This is a genomic window from Paracoccus niistensis (assembly GCF_042432925.1).
Classification (GTDB): Bacteria; Pseudomonadota; Alphaproteobacteria; order Rhodobacterales; family Rhodobacteraceae; genus Paracoccus; species Paracoccus niistensis.
On sequence record NZ_JBHLWE010000029.1, the window covers coordinates 112,486 to 126,511 of the forward strand.

The following is a 14,026-nucleotide window of genomic DNA, read 5'->3' on the forward strand; positions in this document are numbered from 1 at the left end:
ATCTGAGGTCAGGGCAGAGCTATGGGCCCGCCCCCGCAGGGTCAAGGGCGCGCATGGCGGCCTCCCACGCGGCGTCCAGCAGGGGGTCAGGCAGCGTCATGGCCGAACGCGCGCGGGTCCAGAGGATCGCGCAGTCCACCGCACGGCCCGGATAGATGCCGCGCAGGGCATGGCGATAGGCGGCCATCTGGCGCAGGTAGCCCTCCGGCACGTCCTCGGGACAGGCAGGGACGGCGGCGTTCGACTTGTAGTCGATGGCGGTGACGCGGTCGGGCGTGACGACCAGCCGGTCGATGGTGCCCGAAAGCCGGCGCCCGTTCGGCAGGGGTGCCGACAGCGCCACCTCCCGCAGGACCGTGGCGCCTGCCGGGGACAGAAGGGGCGCCAGTTCCTCGGCCTCGAGCAGCGCCGACAACTCCTCCAGCAAGGCCGACAGTTCGGCTTCCGTAGGCAGCCCGCCCTCGGAGCCTGCCAGAAGGTCGCGGGCGCGGGCGGCGCGCTCTTCGGGGGGGATTCCGGGCAGATGCTCCAACAGCAGGTGCAGCCGGGTGCCGGCCAGCAGCGCGGCTTCTCGGTCGCCGACGCTGCCGGTGGCGAGGTCCAGGGGCAGCACCTTCTCGCCCCCCAGCGCGGTCGCGGCCACGGGGCCGGGCGCGCGGGGCATCGCGGGGGCCTGCTCGCGCAGCCAGTCGGGCAGGGAGGTTTCAAGCAGCGCGGGCGGGGCCTCGGCCGCCGCCTCGGCGGGCCAGTCGCCGAAGGACAGGCGGCGGATGCCGCAGTCGCCCCACTCGCAGGGCAGGTCGGCCTGCATCATCCCTTCGGCGCGGGCGAATCCATCCGCCACCATCGCGTGCCAGCTTTCGCAGCCCGTGCCGGTCTCGCCCGCCGCCGCCACGATCAGCCAGCTTTCCGCGCGGGTGAGCCCCACATAGAGAAGCCGCCGCCGTTCCTCTTCCTGCCGCTGCTGGTCCCGGGCGATCCATTCCTGCACCTGCGGCGTCTGCCAGGCCTTGGCCGCGCGCCAATGGGCGGGCGGGCCGCTGTCGGGCAGGATCGTGGGCGCGCCGCGTCCTGCGCCCTTCCGCCTGGCGCAGTCGGGCAGGATCACCACGGGGCTTTCCAGCCCCTTGGCGCCATGCACCGTCATCACGCGGATCAGCCCGCCGCCTTCCGCCGCGGCCCCCGGCTGGCGCTTCACCTGCGCCTCGTCGTCGGCCAGCCACACCAGGAAGCCCGTCAGCGAGGGCGTTTCCGTCGTCTCGTAGGTCAGCGCCTGCGACAGAAGCTCGTCAATGCCGTCCTCGGCCTCGGGGCCCAGGCGCCCGATCAGCCGGGCGCGGCCACCGTGGCGCACCAGCAGGCGCGAGATGAGGTCATAGGGCCGCAGGAAATCCGCGTGCCCCTGCAAGTCAGCCAGCAGGGCGCGGGCCTGTTCGTGCGGGGATTTGCGCAGCGCCTCGATCAGCAGGCCGGGACGCGGGGCGGCCAGGCGGTAAAGCTCGTCCTCCGTCAGCCCGAACAGGGGCGAGCGCAGGGCGGCGGCCAGCGACAGGTCGTCCTCGGGCGTGGCCAGCACCGACAGGACGGCGCGGATGTCGCGCACCGCAAGCTCGCCCCCCAGCCGCAGGCGGTCGGCGCCCGCCACGGGCAGCCCGGCCTGCTTCAGTGCGCGGATAATGTCGTGGAAGATCGCGGAGCGGCGCTGGACGAGGATCAGGATGTCGCCCGGCCGCAGCGGCCGGACCTGCCCGTTCCGCAGGGTGATGGGCGTGCCGATCATGTCACGGGCGGCCTTCGCCACCGCCTCGGCCAGCACGCGGGGGGCGGCGTTGGCCGCGACCGTGTCCACCGGCGCATGCCAGGGCATGGGCGCGGGCTTTTCGGGATCGGGCACGGGAGGCCAGAGGTCCACCCGGCCGGGCATCCCCTCGTGGAAGGCGATATGCGCCGGGGTGTCGCCCAGCCCTTGGGCGGCCTCGCCCTGGAAGACCGCATCGGTCAGCCGCAGGATCGCGGGGGAGGACCGGAAGGAATGGCGCAGCGCCGCGTCCTGCATGGGCTGACCCGCGGCCTGGAAGGCGCGCGAGAACTCGGACCGGCGCGTTTCGAAGACGGCGATGTCGGCGCCCTGGAAGGAATAGATCGACTGCTTGGGGTCGCCCACGACAAACAGGGTGCGCGGCCGGTCGGCGGCGCCCGCACCGGCCGTGAACTCGTCCGTCAGGCGCTGGATCACCTGCCATTGCAGCGGCGAGGTGTCCTGCGCCTCGTCCACGAGGATGTGGTCGATCCCCCCGTCCAGACGGAACAGCACCCATTGCGCCATGGTCGGGTGATCAAGCAGCTTTGCCGTCCGCTGGATCAGGTCGTCGAAGTCGAGCCAGCCGCCCCCCGTCTTGGCCGCAGCATAGCGCCGGCAGAAGGCATGGCCGAAGCGCTGCAGGGCCAGCGTGCGCTGGGCGTGGGCCAGTTGCAGCCGCATGGGCCGGGCAGCCTCGACGCGGGACATCAGCTCGTCCAGCCGGTCCATCAGCGCCGCACAGGCGCCCTCTCGCAGCGCCTTGGTCGGGAAGGCGCCGATCTTGGCGGCAAAGGGCGCCTTGGCGCCCTCGCCCGTCAGCAGCACCTGTTCCAGGATCGCAAGCTCGTCCAAGCCCGCGCGGTCCCAAGCGCCCTTGCACAGCTTCTCGGCGGCGCTGGCGTCGGTCTTGCCGCCCGCTCGCAGCAGCGGAATCAGTGCGGGGATCAGCGTCGCCTCGTCCCCGTCAAAGCATTGCGCCAGAAGAGCGGCGTCGTCGAAGCCCTCGGGCAGCCCGCAGTCGCCCCAGAGCGTCCGGGCGCAGGGCGGCTGGTCATAGTCGCGCAAGCTGCCGAGAAAGCCGTCCAGCCCGCTGTCGGATTGCAGCGCCAGCAGGTCGGCCATCTCGGGCGCGCCGTCGCGGGCCATGGCCTCGATGATCTCGGCGCGCAGGTTGGCGGCGCTGCGCTCGTCCAGTTCCGCGAAGCCGTGGGGCACCCCGGCCTCCAGCGGAAAGCGCCGCAGGACGCCCGCGCAGAAGCTGTGGATCGTCTGGACCTTCAACCCGCCCGGCGTTTCAATGGCCTGCGCAAACAGCCGCCGCGCCGCGTTCAGGTCGGCACCCGCGCCCACGCCCATGCGGGCCAGCCGCTGGGTCAGCGCCGCGTCGTCCAGCATCGCCCATTCGCCCAGGCGCCTGAGCAGACGGTTCTGCATCTCGGTCGCGGCGGCCTTGGTGTAGGTCAGGCAGAGGATGCGTTCGGGTCGCGTCCCTGCCAGCAAGAGCCGCGCCACCCGGTCGGTCAGCACGCTGGTCTTGCCCGAGCCCGCGTTGGCCGTCAGCCAGGTGGACCGCTCGGGGTCCGCCGCCACGTGTTGTGCGCGTGTCGCTGGGTCCGGTCCGAGCGTCTTCACCGAAAGATCATTCATGCCCCACCCGTATTGCTTGCGGCGGATCGGCCTCGGACCATTCGCCATAGCGGGCGAGGTGGTCATAGTCCGAGCCAAAGCCCGTGCGTTCCATCGCCCGGCGGGCGGTGAAGCCGTGCTCGCCCCGCACATAGGCCGAGATCAGGGCCACGAACTGGTCCCATGTCTGCTGCATCTCGGCGTCCCAGCCGCGCGGCGTCGTCTCGCCGTCGCCGCCAAGGCGGATGTAGCGCAGGTCCGCGACCTTCATCGGCGAACCGAAGACGCCGCGCTCGGCCATCGCGGCCTCCAGCGGAAGCTGCTTGTCGAAGCTCAGGATCTGCGGGCGGCTGGGGGGCGTGCCGGACTTGTAGTCATAGATCACGGCGGTGCCGTCGGCCAGACGGTCGATGCGGTCGGGCCGGGCCGTCAGGGTGAACTCCATCCCCGCGACCTTGATCTGGTAGCGCGTTTCGACCGCCAAGGGCGTGCCCAGTTGCAGCCGCTCGTGCTCGTCGCGCACCAGCTGCTGGGCGATGCCAGCAATCCGGGCGCGCCAGAACAGCCGGACCGAGGGCCAGGGCACCTGGGCCAGCACGCGGTCGGCCGCCTCCATCAGCCGCGCCATCAGCGCCTCAGGCGGCAGGTCGGGCGCGGGCGGCGGCGACAGGAAGGCCTGGATGATGGCGTGCAGGACGTTGCCGCGTTCGGCCGCGTCCGGTTCGGGGCGCAGCGGGTCCAGCGGGCGCAGGCGCAGGACGTGGCGGGCATAGATCGCGTAAGGGTCGCGGATCAGCTGTGACACGGCCGTGACCGACAGTTCGCGCAGCGCGGGCGCTGGCGGGCGCGGCGAAGGGCGGGGCGACAGCGGCGCCATGTCCGCGGGGCCGGGTGCGGCCAGCGCCGCCGCGCAGTCCAGCCAGTGCCGGCCCCGCGCGCGCATCGCGGCCAGCGCGGCTGGCCCGTTCTGCGACCCCAGCCCGTTCATCAGGTTCACCAGCCGGTTCAGCCAGCGCGAGGGGATCGTCTCGGCCTCGTCGCTGCGATGGGCGCGAGACAGGACGACCTTTGGCGCGGCGGCGGCGATCTGGAAGTCGTGGGCGGCCAGCCCGATGCGCCGTTCGGGCAGGGACAGCCCCGCCTGCCGCCGCATGGGACGGCTGAGCCAAGGATCGGGGTCCAAGGGCTGCGGCCAGCCGCCCTCGTTCAGCCCGCCCAGGATCACGAGGCCCCGCGCCTCGGTCCGGGCCTCGCGCGGGCCGCGGATGCGGACCAGCGGATGTGCCTCGACATCCGCGCGCACGGCCTGGGCCTGCAGCTGGTCCGACAGCAGCCGGGCGAAGTCGCGCGCCGACATCAGGGGCCCCCGCGCGGCGTGCAGCGCGACATGGTCCATGACCGCCCGCAGCTTTTCTCCGGGCCGTTCGGCGTAAAGCGCCGAGGCTTCGACCGAGCCGTCGGGCCCGGCGGCCCACAGTTCGGCCAGTTGCCGGTGGCGCGCGGCGCGTTCGGCCAAGGGCAGGGGGCCTGCGTGGGCGATCAGGGGCAGGGTCGCGTCCAGCAGCGCGGCGATGCCCTCGGCCCAGGCGACGCGGGCCTCGTCGCGCTTGCCGCGCCGGGGCTGTTCGCCCCATTTGCGCAGCGCCCCGCCGTCGGGGAAGGCGGGACCGTTGCGGCGCAGGTGCAGCTCCAGCTCGCGCGTGCGCAGCAGGTGGGCGCGGCGGGCCCAGCGGCCCCGGCCCGTCGCCGTCAGCGGGTGCTTGAGCAGGATCAGCGCCGTGTCGATCCCCAAGGGGCGGCCGGGCAGTTCCGCGATGTGGCGGGCGAAGCGGCCGGCGGCGGTCAGGGGCAGCGGCACGCCCGCGCTGTCGTCGGGGATGATCCCCCAGCGGTCCAGCGCGGCGGCGACCCGGCGCGTCAGGCCCCGCTCGGCCGAGATCAGCGTGACCTCTTCGCCCCGATGGATGGCGTCGCGGATCAGGACGGCCAGCGCGCCCGCCTCGTCGGCGGGGCTGTCGGCCTCGATCAGCGTCATGCCGGCGGCGGCCACCCCGAGATCGCCCAGCGAAGGCCCCTCGGCCACCCACTGGTCGGTCACGGGCGCGGGGCGCAGGGCAAGGCTGAGAAGCCGGTTCCGCGCCGGGTCTGGAGGTGCCGCACCGGTCCAGGGGCGCGGTGCCCCGCAGGAGGCAGCCAGCGGCGCCAGCCGCGCTTGCGGGTGATCCTCGTTCCCCTCGCGCAGCATGGCGGCGACAGCTTCGGGCAGGGCGGGGTCGTAGCCCGGCAGGATCACCGCCCCTTGGGGCAGGCGCGCCACGGCCTCCATGAACAACCGCGTGGCCCCGTGCGAGCCGCTGGAGCCCGCGACGATCACCGGCCCCTGCGGCAGGTTGCGCCCCTCGGCCCAGTCGGCGGCCAGCCGTTCGGCCGCCGCGCGCGCCTGGGCCTCGCGGTCGATGGGGCCGCCGTCCAGGTGAAAGCGCGCGGCGATACGCAGGAAGGCCAGGGCGCGCTGCCAGTGGGCGGCGTGATCCTCGGCGTCGATGCCGTCCAGCGCCTCGGCGCCCAGGCCCTCGGCCTGCATCTCGGCCATGAGTTCGGCCAGCGAGCGGGTCATGGCGGCAACCGACTGGCCGGTGTCGTCCCCAGCCATCGCGCGGGCGACCAGATGCGCCAGTTCCAGTTGCCGTGCCAGAGGGGGTGCGGGGGGCGGGAAGCCGCATTCGCTGCCGATCTCGGCCAGCAGCCGCAGGCGCGGCAGCAGCACCGGGCCTGCTTCGTGGAAGGCGGCCTCGATCGCGCGCAGCGTGTGGCTGGAGTTGCCGTAGATCGTGACGCCCGCCAGCGCCTCGGGCGGAAGATGGCTCATGCGGTTTAGAAGGCCGCGCACGACCTCGCCCGCGAAATCGACACCGGGGGGCAGCGCGTAAAGACCCTGCATCTCGGTCATGCGGCCTCTCTCAGCATTGTCTCGGCCAGCGGAATGCAGTCGGGGCGGCCCACGTCGCACCAGCCGCCCGTATGGACCAGACCATAGGCGCGGCCCTGCGCGATCATGCGGTCCCAGAGGAGGTTCAGCGAGAACACCTCGGCGTCGATCCCGTCCAGTCCCTCGGTGCGGATGATCTGGCAACCGGTATAGACGAAGGGTCCGCCGCGCGCGATGCGACCCCTTGCGTCCAACGCGAAATCGCCTCCGCCGATGCGGCCCTGGGCGCGGTCCACCGGGACCAGCATCAGCAGCGCGTCCATCCGGTCGTCCCAGGCGGCCCGCAGCGCGGCGACGGGATTCGGCCCGGTCCAGACGACGTCGGGGTTCAGCGTCAGCACCGGCCCCGGACCCAGCAGCGGCAGGGCCTTCCTCAGCCCGCCGCCGGTTTCCAGCAGCGCGCCGCTTTCGTCCGAGACGACCACGTCGCTGCCCGCAAGGTGATCGACGATCTGCTGCCCGAGATGATGGGTGTTCACCACGATCCGCCGCGCCCCCCCCACGCGGGCGAGCGCGAGCGCATGGTCAAGCAGGGGGCGGCCGGCCACGGGGATCAGCGGCTTCGGCGTCACATCCGTCAGGGGGGCCATGCGCGTCCCCTTGCCGGCGGCGAACAGCATCAGGCTGTCGGGGGCGCTCATGGCGCGGTCCCGCAACGGGCGCGGATCGCCGCGATGATCTCGGGCGTGGGCGGGGGCACGTCGGCCAGCGCGGCGGCCAGCGGCGCCAGCGCCGGATGGCACAGGTTGCGGGTGATCGCCGCCCAGACGCGCGGCATCATGTCCAGATAGCGCGGCTTGCCGTCCCTCAGGCAGAGCCGCGTGAAGATGCCCATGATCCGCAGGTTCCGCTGCGCGCCCAGCAACGCATAGGCGGCACGGAACGCGGCATGATTCAGGCCGGTCGCGGTCAGATAGCGGACGATCGCGCCTTCCTCGATCTCGGGCGCCACGTCACGGCGGGCGTCCTGCAGGACCGAGGCCAGTTCATAAGCCGGATGCGTGGCCACGGCGTCCTGGAAGTCCAGAAGGCCAAGGGGCGCCTCGCCCTGCCAGACGAGGTTCTCGGCATGGAAGTCGCGCAAGGACACGACCGGCAGCGCGTCGGCGCAAAGATCGGCATGAAGGGCGGCGACGGCTTGCGGCACCGTTGTGCCCGCACCGGGGGCACCTGCAGCGGCGGCATAGTCTGCGAACAGCGCCACCTGTTCCGCCAATGCGGGGCCGTCGAGCGCAGGGACGAACTCCGGCGGGCGATGGGCGTGCAGGTCCACGATCAGGTCCGTGATGCGGTCGTAGATCGCGGGCGCGGTCTCGGGCGCGCGGTCCAGCACGCGGGCCACGAGATCGTCGCCCAGATCCTCGGCGATCAGCAGGCCCTGCGGTTCGGCCTCGGCCAAGATGGCAGGGGCGTGGAAGCCGCGTTGGCGCAGCCAGTCTGTCATGGCGAGATAGGGGGCCATCGCGCCGGTGGGGTCGTCCATCAGGACGGCGCTGCCCTGGTCACCGTGCAGCCGGAAATAGCGCCGGGCCGAGGCGTCCCCGGCCAGCGGCTCGACCCACACCTCGGCCCAGGGCGTGCCGCGCAGGAATTGCGCGATCTGAAGCAGCCGCGCGACACCCCGCCAACGGGCTGGATCGCCCGACAGGACGATCTGGCGGCGGTCCTCGCCCGCTGGCGTCAGCGCCACCGTCAGCGCGCCGGGCAGGGGCGCGCCCAGTCGGTCCGGCCATTCGATCAGGGTGACCGCCTGCTCCATCGCCTCGTCCAGGCCCAGTTCCACCAGTTCCGAGGGGTCGGTCAGGCGGTAAAGGTCGGCGTGCCAGATCTCGACTCCCGCCGCGTCGCGATAGGTCTGGACTAGGGTGAAGGTGGGGCTGGGCACGTCCTCGGCCGCATCGCCCTGGCGCGACCGGATCAGGGCGCGGGCGAAATGGGTCTTGCCCGCACCGACGGCGCCTTCCAGCAGCAGCGTGTCGCCGGGGCGCAGGACGGCCCCCAGCACGCGCGCCAGGGTCGCGGTCAGCGTTTCGTCGGCGTCGCCGAGGGCGGCGAGGGCGGGAAGGGGCGTGGTCATGCCCGCGAAACTATCGCCCCTGCGCGGCCGGGGAAAGATGCCGGGCCGGTCCGCCCAGCGCCGCGCCAAGAACAGCGGCGGCCTCGGCCAGTTGCGGCCCCAGCCCGGCCAGCGCCGCGTCGTCCAGCCGGGTCGAGGGGCCCGCCAGCCCCAGCGCCGCCACCGGGTCGCCCGCACCCCCGAAAACAGGGGCGGCGATGCCGTTCTGGCCCAAGGCGGATTCGCCCCGTTCCGTCAACCAGCCGCCGTGGCGCAGGGTGGCGAGGTCGGCGGTCAGCTCGCCCTGGTCCGTCAGCGTGCGCCCCGTCAGCGCGGGCAGGGGCGCCCGCCCCAGAAGCGCCCGGACCTGCGCCAAGGGCAGATGCGCGATCAGCGCCTTGCCGGGCGCGGTCGCGTGATAGGGCAGGCGGGTGCCGGGGGGCAACACGGCGCGCAGGCTGGATGCGCCCGGCACCTCTGCCACGACCAGCGCCGAATCGCCGTCCGCGACAGCCAGCACCGCCGTCTCGCCGCTGGCCTCGGCCAGTTGCGCCAGCACCGGGCGGGCGCGCTCGGCCAGGCCCCCGCGGCGCAGGAAGGCCGCGCCCAGGCGGAAGGCGCCGGGACCGACGCCCCACAACTGCGTGGCGAGATCGACCTCGGCCAGCCGCCGCGCGGCCAGCGCCCCCAGCAGCCGGTGCACCGTCGAGGGGGCGAGCCCCAGCTTGCGCCCCAGTTCGGAAAGCGACAGCCCGTCGCCTTCGGCCAGCGTTTCCAGCAGCATCAGCGCCCGGTCCACGGCAGGGGAGCCCGCCGCCGGACCCTCGCGCGCGGGGCGGCCAGAGGAGGGAGCAGGGCCTTTCTGCGGGCGGGTGTCGGTCATGGCGCGCGCCAAGCTGACGCAATTGGCGGCAGCCCGCAATCCGCATCGCGGAAAATACGGGGAAAGGCTTTGCGGCACCGGCACGCTGTTGCAGTCTGAAGGAAAGAACCGGGCCTGAGAACGTCGCCCGGGGGGAGGACACATGACCGATCTCACTCATCGACGCGCAGGCGTTCATCCAGTGGACGAGGTGCTGCCCGCGCCGCGCCTGTTCACGCTGGGCCTGCAGCACGTCCTTGTCATGTATGCGGGCGCCATCGCCGTGCCGCTGATCGTGGGCCGCGCCCTGCAACTGCCGCCCGAGGAGGTGGCCTTCCTGATCTCGGCCGACCTCTTCGTCTGCGGCATCGCCTCGATCATCCAGTCGCTGGGCATGGGGGCATGGCTGGGCGTCCGGATGCCGGTGATGATGGGCGTGACCTTTGCCGCCGTCGGACCGATGGTCGCCATCGCCCAGTCCATGCCGGGGCAGGAGGGGGCGCGCGCGCTCTTCGGCGCGGTGATCGGGGCGGGGGTGATCTCGATCTTTCTTGCGCCCGCTGTCAGCCGGATGCTGCGCTTCTTCCCGCCGGTCGTGACCGGCACGGTGATCCTGACCATCGGGGTCAGCCTGATGCCCATCGGCATCAACTGGATCTTCGGCCTGCAGGCGGGGCCGACCACGCCCACGCTGGTCGATCCGGCGATGCAGGCCTGGCTGGACGCGCAGGTCGCGGCGGGGGGCGTGCCCGAGGGGCTGAAGCTCGCGCCGACCGTGCCGAACCCGCTTTACGCCGCGCCCGGCAACATCCTGATCGCCGTTCTCGTGCTGGCCACGATCCTTCTGATCGCCCGCTTCGGCCGCGGCTTCGTGGCCAATATCGCCGTGCTGGTCGGCATTCTGGTCGGCGGCATCATCGCCGCCGCGCTGGGGCTGATGCATTTCGAGAAGGTCGCGGCCGCCGCCTGGTTCGCGCCGATCAAGCCCTTCCACTTCGGCACGCCGACCTTCGATCCCGTGATGATCCTGACCATGACCATGGTCATGCTGGTGGTGATGATCGAATCAACGGGGATGTTCCTTGCGCTCAGCGACATCGTGGACCAGCGCATCGACCAGCCGAGACTGGCCGCTGGCCTGCGGGCGGATGGCGTGGGAACGCTGCTGGGCGGGATCTTCAACACCTTCCCTTATACCTCGTTCAGCCAGAACGTCGGGCTCGTGGGCGTGACGGGCGTACGGTCGCGCCATGTCTGCGTGGCGGGCGGCATCATCATGATCGTGCTGGGGCTGATCCCCAAGATGGGCGCGCTGGTCGAGGCGCTGCCGACGGTCGTGCTGGGCGGCGCGGGGCTGGTGATGTTCGGCATGGTCGCGGCCACGGGTATCCGTGTGCTGTCGCGGGTCGATTTCGCGGCGAACCGCCACAACCTGTTCGTGGTGGCGGTGTCGCTGGGCATGGGGATGATCCCGATGATCGCGGGCAACTTCGACCAGTGGCTGCCCGCCTCCACCAAGGTCCTGACCCATTCGGGCATCCTGCTGGCGGCCGTCTCGGCGGTGGGGCTGAACTGGTTCTTCAACGGCGCGCGCCAGCTTGACCGGGCCGAGTTGTCCCGCGCCGCGGCCCAGGCCGACGCGCACTGACCGGGGGGGCTTCGGCCCCCTTTTACCGTTCCAGCAGGGCTTGGCGCGCTTGGGCATATTCGCGCGCCAGCCGCTCCACCAGCGCGGCGGCGGGCACCACCTCGCGCACCGCGCCGATCCCTTGGCCCGAGCCCCAGATCTGGCTCCAGGCTTTGGCCTTCCCGGCAGACTTGCCGAAGTCCATTCCCTCGCCATGGCTGGCATCCAGCGCGTCCGGGTCCATGCCCGCGCTGCGGATCGAGGGCTTGAGGTAGTTGCCGGCGATGCCGGTGAAGACGGGCGTGTAGACGATGTCCTCGGCGCCACTTTCCACGATCATCCGCTTGTAGTCGGTGACGGCGTTCGCTTCCTCGGTGGCGATGAAGGGGCTGCCGACATAGGCGAGGTCCGCCCCCATCGCCTGCGCGGCCAGTACCGCCCGGCCCGTGGCGATCGCGCCCGACAGCAGCAGCGGGCCGTCGAAGAACCCACGGATCTCCTGGACCAGCGCAAAGGGGCTTTGCGGTCCCGCATGACCGCCCGCGCCTGCCGCGACGGCGATCAGCCCGTCTGCGCCCTTTTCCAGCGCCTTCCGTGCGAAGGTGGCGTTGATGACGTCATGCAGCGCGATGCCGCCGCAGTCATGGGCGGCGGCGTTCACCTCGGGGCGGGCGCCGAGGCTGGTGATCCAGATCGGGACGCGGTGGCGGTGGCAGATCTCGATGTCGCGTTCGAGACGCGCGTTCGAGCGGTGGACGATCTGGTTCACCGCGAAGGGCGCGGCAGGGTTGTCGGGATTGGCCTGGTTGTGGCGGTCCAGTTCTTCCTGGATGCGGGTCAGCCAGGCATCCAGAAGCGGCGGCTCGCCGTCCCTCTCGCGCGCGTTCAGGGCCGGGAACGAGCCCACGATCCCTGCCTTGCACTGGGCGATGACCAAGTCGGGACCCGAGACGATGAACATGGGCGCGGCGACCACCGGCACGCGCAGGTTCGACAGGATCGGCGGCAGCATGGTTCCCCCCTCATGACCGGACGCGGGTCATGATGCGGGGCAGGGCGGGGGCCGCAACCCCCGCCGCTGCGTCAGAAGGGAAGCGGGTGCGCGCGGTGGAAGGCGTCGATGGCCTTCATGGCCTCGGCATTCAGCCGGACGTCCAGCCCGGCCAGCAGGTGGTCGAGCTGCGTCATCCGCGTGGCCCCGACGATCGGGATCGACGGGAAGGGCCGCTGCCGCACGAAGGCGATGGCCGCGTGGACCGGATCCAGCCCCAGCCCGCGCGCCATCTGCCCCCAGGCTTGGGCGGCGGCCAGGCCGCGCGGGGTCACGCGGCCGTGCAGGTCGCCCTCGCCGCCGCGCAGCCGCTCGTTCCCGGCGCGGCTGCCCTCGGGGATGCCGCCTGCGTATTTGCCCGTCAGCAGCCCGGCGGCCAGCGGCGAATAGGCCAGCAGCGTCACGTTCTCCTTGTGCCCGACCTCGGCCATGTCGGTGTCGTAAAGCCGGTGCAGCGGCCCGTATTCGTTCTGCACGGAGACCACGCGCGGCCCGCCCGTGCGCTCGGCCGCGGCCAGCCAGGACATGGTGCCCCAGGCGGTCTCGTTCGACAGGCCGAACTCGCGCACCTTGCCGGCGGCGACCACGTCGCGCAAGGCGTCGAGGATGCCCTCCATGTGGTCCTGCGCGCGCGCCTTCGAGGCGCGGCTCGGGTCATAGGTCCAGTTCTGCCGGAAGGCGTAGCTGCCGCGCTTGGGCCAGTGAAGCTGGTAAAGGTCGATGTGGTCGGTCCGCAGCCGCCGCAGCGAATCGTCCACGGCCTGGGCGATGTTGCCGGGCTCGAACCCCTTGCCGCCACGGGTGTGGCCGCCGTTCGGGCCGCTGGCCTTGGTGGCGATCTGCAGCCGGTCGCGTCCCCCGCGCGAGGCGAGCCATTCGCCGATGATCTCCTCGGTCCGGCCATAGGTCTCGGCCGCGGCGGGGTTCACCGGATACATCTCGGCGGTGTCCCAGAAAGTGATCCCGGCGCCGATCGCCCGGTCCATCTGGGCCAGAGCCTCGTCCTTCGGGGTGTCCTTGCCGAAGGTCATGGTGCCCAGGCAGATGTCGCTGACGGCCAGCCCGCCCAGCTTGCGTGTGTCGATCATGGATGGTCCTGTCGCGGATGCGCACGCAACCTGACAGCGGCGCCTGGCGCGTGCAACCCGGTCAACCGCCCGCGGCCGGGAAGCTTGCGTCGAAGACCCGGCCGTCGGTGTCCTCGGCATGGGCCGTGATCGGCTGGCCGTTCGGCTTGTAGCCCAAGCGGAAGACGGGGTTCTCGGAAATCGAGATGCCGCCCTCCATGGTCATCAGCGTCTCGTCGCCCTGCTTCAGTTCGATGGTCTGGACGAACTCGGCCGGGATGTTCAGCAGCGTCACCTGGTCGCGCTGCAGACCCGAGAAATTGGGATGGCGGATCATCAGCGTCCCCATCGCGCGAGCGTCGGCTGGTTCGCTGCGGAAGCGCATCTCGCCCATCCCCTCGCGCGCCTTGGCGCCGCCGCCCGCCGGGGCCGCGCAGCCGCCCGAGGCCTTGACGAAACGCCCCGCCATGACCTGCCGCCCGTCCTCCAGCGTGGCGATGGCGCGGACGTCGGAATAGGCGTCCACCCGCACCCGGACCTCGAAGTCGAGGGGCGCGGTGGCGGGGCCGAAGGTGAACTCTCCAGCGACCGGGGCGGGGTTCTGGTCGATGACCAGCGCCAGCTTGGTGATGCGCGGGGCTCCGGGGGCCTGGGTCACGCGGATCGGGACCAGCGCCGGGTTTTCCGCCCGCATCGGTGCGTCGAGGTCGAAGACAGCCGGGTCGATGGGAGGCTCGGTATCCGTGCCGATCACGCCCGAACGCATGTCCTCCCAGGCAGGCGAGGGTTGCAGGGGATTGTCGGCCGCCAGCGTGGGTCCGGCCGCAAGCGACAGTGCAAGGACGGCAAGCCGGATGGGGGTGGCAAGGACAGGGGACATGGCGAATCTCCCTTGCGCCGATGGGATCGGCGCGGATGCGCGGCAATGGTGACAAGGCAGGGGCCGA

At 72.1% G+C, this 14,026-nt stretch carries 9 protein-coding genes; 1 reads left to right on the forward strand and 8 read right to left on the reverse strand.

Going from position 1 to position 14,026, the window contains the following annotated elements; all coding sequences use genetic code 11:
• Positions 1 to 19: 19 nt before the first annotated feature.
• The 5 genes from addA to ACFFII_RS09130 are packed head-to-tail and all read right to left on the reverse strand — an operon-like array spanning position 20 to position 9,355.
• The gene (gene addA, locus ACFFII_RS09110) at positions 20 to 3,448 is read right to left on the reverse strand and encodes a double-strand break repair helicase AddA (protein ID WP_377698574.1); all 3,429 of its coding nucleotides are present in this window, start codon (positions 3,446 to 3,448) and stop codon (positions 20 to 22) included.
• Positions 3,441 to 6,377: a double-strand break repair protein AddB gene (gene addB / locus ACFFII_RS09115; protein ID WP_377698575.1), complete on the reverse strand. Its 2,937-nt coding sequence runs from the start codon at positions 6,375 to 6,377 to the stop codon at positions 3,441 to 3,443. Before addB ends, addA begins: the two co-directional genes overlap by 8 nt.
• Positions 6,374 to 7,057 carry a nucleotidyltransferase family protein gene (locus ACFFII_RS09120; protein WP_377698577.1) on the reverse strand — a complete coding sequence of 228 codons (684 nt, stop codon included), beginning with the start codon at positions 7,055 to 7,057 and terminating at the stop codon, positions 6,374 to 6,376. The genes addB and ACFFII_RS09120 overlap by 4 nt, the downstream gene beginning before the upstream one ends.
• Complete coding sequence (tsaE, locus tag ACFFII_RS09125; RefSeq protein ID WP_377698578.1) at positions 7,054 to 8,493, reverse strand: tRNA (adenosine(37)-N6)-threonylcarbamoyltransferase complex ATPase subunit type 1 TsaE; 1,440 nt, start codon at positions 8,491 to 8,493, stop codon at positions 7,054 to 7,056. The genes ACFFII_RS09120 and tsaE overlap by 4 nt, the downstream gene beginning before the upstream one ends.
• 10 nt (positions 8,494 to 8,503) lie before the next feature.
• Positions 8,504 to 9,355 carry an IclR family transcriptional regulator gene (locus ACFFII_RS09130; RefSeq protein ID WP_377698579.1) on the reverse strand — a complete coding sequence of 284 codons (852 nt, stop codon included), beginning with the start codon at positions 9,353 to 9,355 and terminating at the stop codon, positions 8,504 to 8,506.
• A 142-nt stretch (positions 9,356 to 9,497) separates the two neighbouring features.
• Between ACFFII_RS09130 and ACFFII_RS09135 the strand changes: the two genes are divergently transcribed.
• Positions 9,498 to 10,982, forward strand: a complete 1,485-nt coding sequence (locus tag ACFFII_RS09135; protein WP_377698580.1) for a nucleobase:cation symporter-2 family protein — start codon at positions 9,498 to 9,500, stop codon at positions 10,980 to 10,982.
• A 22-nt stretch (positions 10,983 to 11,004) separates the two neighbouring features.
• Here the strand turns inward: ACFFII_RS09135 and ACFFII_RS09140 are convergent, their stop codons facing one another.
• From ACFFII_RS09140 to ACFFII_RS09150, 3 genes are all read right to left on the reverse strand, one after another.
• Positions 11,005 to 11,973, reverse strand: coding sequence for an NAD(P)H-dependent flavin oxidoreductase (locus ACFFII_RS09140; RefSeq protein ID WP_377698581.1), 969 nt, complete (start codon positions 11,971 to 11,973; stop codon positions 11,005 to 11,007).
• Positions 11,974 to 12,044: 71 nt separating this feature from the next.
• Complete coding sequence (locus ACFFII_RS09145; RefSeq protein WP_377698796.1) at positions 12,045 to 13,097, reverse strand: aldo/keto reductase; 1,053 nt, start codon at positions 13,095 to 13,097, stop codon at positions 12,045 to 12,047.
• Between the two features lie 64 nt (positions 13,098 to 13,161).
• Positions 13,162 to 13,959 (reverse strand): quinoprotein dehydrogenase-associated SoxYZ-like carrier, encoded by a 798-nt coding sequence (locus ACFFII_RS09150; RefSeq protein WP_377698582.1) that lies wholly within the window; start codon positions 13,957 to 13,959, stop codon positions 13,162 to 13,164.
• Positions 13,960 to 14,026 lie beyond the last annotated feature (67 nt).